Source organism: Azospirillum sp. B506 (assembly GCF_000333595.1).
Classification (GTDB): domain Bacteria; phylum Pseudomonadota; class Alphaproteobacteria; order Azospirillales; family Azospirillaceae; genus Azospirillum.
Map to the genome: position 1 here is coordinate 1 of NZ_BADK01001040.1, position 2,443 is coordinate 2,443.

The window sequence follows — 2,443 nt, forward strand, 5'->3', positions numbered from 1 at the left end:
GAATGGTCAATACTATGAACCCGTCGATTTGAACGACCCGTCTCTGCTGTTGACCAACGGGCTCGATCCGACCGAAGCGGATCCGCGGTTCCATCAGCAGATGGTCTACGCCGTTTCCAGTGAAACCATTCGCCGCTTTGAATTCGCCCTTGGACGGGAGATCACATGGAGGCCGCGCGCGGGCACACGAAAGGGGGCGCCGTTGCGCGCCCACCTGCGCATCTTTCCGCACGCCTTTCAGCAGGCCAATGCATTTTACGACCGGCGCATGAAGGCGCTGTTGTTCGGATATTTTCCGGCATCGCTCGACGATGCCGGCGACAGCATTCCGGGGCAGACCGTCTTTACCTGCCTGTCGCACGACATCATCGCGCATGAGACCACACATGCCGTGTTGGACCGGATTCGCCGTTATTTTTCCGAATCGACAAGTCCCGACACCACGGCCTTCCACGAAGCCTTTGCGGATATCGTCGCGCTGTTTCAGCATTTCCGGCTTGAAGAGGTCGTTCTGGACGTCATCAACCGGACCGGCGGCCGCATTCATCTTGCGACGCTGGACTCCGACGTCGCTCCCAACGGAGAGGCGGTGATCCGTGGCGAGCAAGCCAGAAGCAACCCGCTCGTCGGCCTGGCCAAGCAGTTTGGCGAATCCATGGGGCATCGCAAGGCACTGCGCGAGGCCATCGGCAGCGCCCCTGACCCGTCCGCCTACCGCAGTGTGACCAAACCCCACGAGCGGGGCTCGATCCTGGTGGCGGCCGTCTTCGATGCCTTCTTTACAATCTATGTGAAACGCACCCGCGATCTGATCCGCATCGCACGAGCCGGCGGCGCGCCAGTGGACGGCGGGAACGTCCACCCCGATCTGGCGCGAAGACTGTGCAAGGAAGCGGTCAAGACGGCGACGCACTTCCTGAACATCTGCATCAGGGCGATCGACTATTGTCCGCCGGTGGATCTCCAGTTCGGGGAATATCTGCGCGCCCTCGTCACCGCCGACTCCCAACTGGTGCCTGACGATCCCTATGGCTATCGCACCGAACTGATCAACGCGTTCCGCGCGCGCGGGATCGTTCCGGACGGCGCCATGTCCTATTCGGAGGATGCCCTCGCCTGGTGCGGCCCCGAGGAAAGGGACAGGCCGGTACCGCGCTGCGAGGGACTGATGTTCGACGTCCTGAAGGATATCGATCCGAAATCCGCGGAATCGAACGATGAACGGGCACGCCACAACGCGATTACCTTGCAGAGCTATGCCAAGACCAATGCGTTTGCCCTCGGATTGGATCCGAAATGGGGAGTGCAGCCGTGGTCCTATCATCCAATCTTCCGCATCGCTCCGGATGGGCGGCTTAAGGTGGGATTCGTGGTCGAGTTCGTGCAGAAGCGCGTCGTTCACCTCGATCCCAATGACCAACGGTCGCCGATCTTCAACTTCAGGGGCGGCTCCACCGTTATTTTCGACCATCAGGGCAATGTCCTTTATGTGATCGAAAAGGGGCTTTCCAGTGCGGGCCGGCTGGAGGGGCAGCGGGATTTCCTTTTGCAGCTGAACGCGGATTCTCCGCTCTTCGCCTATAACGGACGCAGGCAGCTGGAGATGCCCGAGTTCGCGGCCATCCACAGAGGGTATTGAGATGCCGGGGACCGCCGTCAAATCCACGACGCGGAGACGCGCCACCCGCCGCGGGCGAACCCCGGCCGCGGCGGCCGCCGTCCCGGCCGCGCCTGGGCAGCAGCCTGCGGCTCCGGTCGGGCCGGCCATCCGGATCCGGATGTACCGCGTCGGTTTCGGCGACTGCTTCCTGGTGACTTTGCCGACCGATGCCGGGAAGACCCATATCCTGATCGACTGCGGCGTCCACTCACGAGGCAACGTCGGCACCCTGAAAAAGACGGTCGAGAATCTGGCGCTTGAATGCGAGGGGCATCTTGCCCTCGTCGTGGCCACCCATGCGCACCAGGATCACATCTCCGGCTTCGGTCTCCACGCCGACATCTTCAAGACCGTTCGGGTCGATCACGTCTGGTTGCCCTGGACCGAGGACGGCGAGGATAAGCAGGCCATCGGCTTGAGACGGCTGCGCGACGGCATGACCGCGGCTTTGGCCAGCCGGTTCGCCGCGGCGCCTGCAAGTCTCTCCGCCAAGGCGGTGTTCGAACTGGCCACCGGCAATGCTGCGGCGTTGGACTTGCTGAAAGCCGGCATCAACGGCGGCGCGGTGCGCTATCTGGCGGGCGGCGACCGGATCGACGAGAATGCCGTCGGCATTCCCGGCCTGGGCGTGCGGGTGCTGGGGCCGCCGCGCGACACAAGTTTGCTGGGACGCATGGCCCCGCCGAGCAGCGACCGCTTCCTGAGGACCGCAGGCGACGGGGCGGCAGCGGGGGGCCCCGTCCAGCTGTTCAGCCGGAATTGACAGTTCCGGCTCAAGCCTAC

2 protein-coding genes are annotated in these 2,443 nt (G+C 63.4%); both read left to right on the top strand.

All coding sequences use genetic code 11. The features are described from left to right. Positions 1-1,639: hypothetical protein (locus I71_RS38620; protein WP_042703802.1), on the top strand; the 1,639-nt coding region annotated here is incomplete at its 5' end. A gap of 139 nt (positions 1,640-1,778) precedes the next feature. Further along, a complete protein-coding gene (locus tag I71_RS31925) occupies positions 1,779-2,423 on the top strand; it encodes an MBL fold metallo-hydrolase (protein WP_042703805.1) in 645 nt (214 codons plus the stop codon). The last annotated feature ends 20 nt before the right edge of the window (positions 2,424-2,443 follow it).

Coding starts and splice junctions, on each gene's coding strand:
- I71_RS31925 (WP_042703805.1), top strand. CDS start 1,779: ATGTACCGCGTCGGTTTCGGCGACTGCTTCCTGGTGACTTTGCCGACC.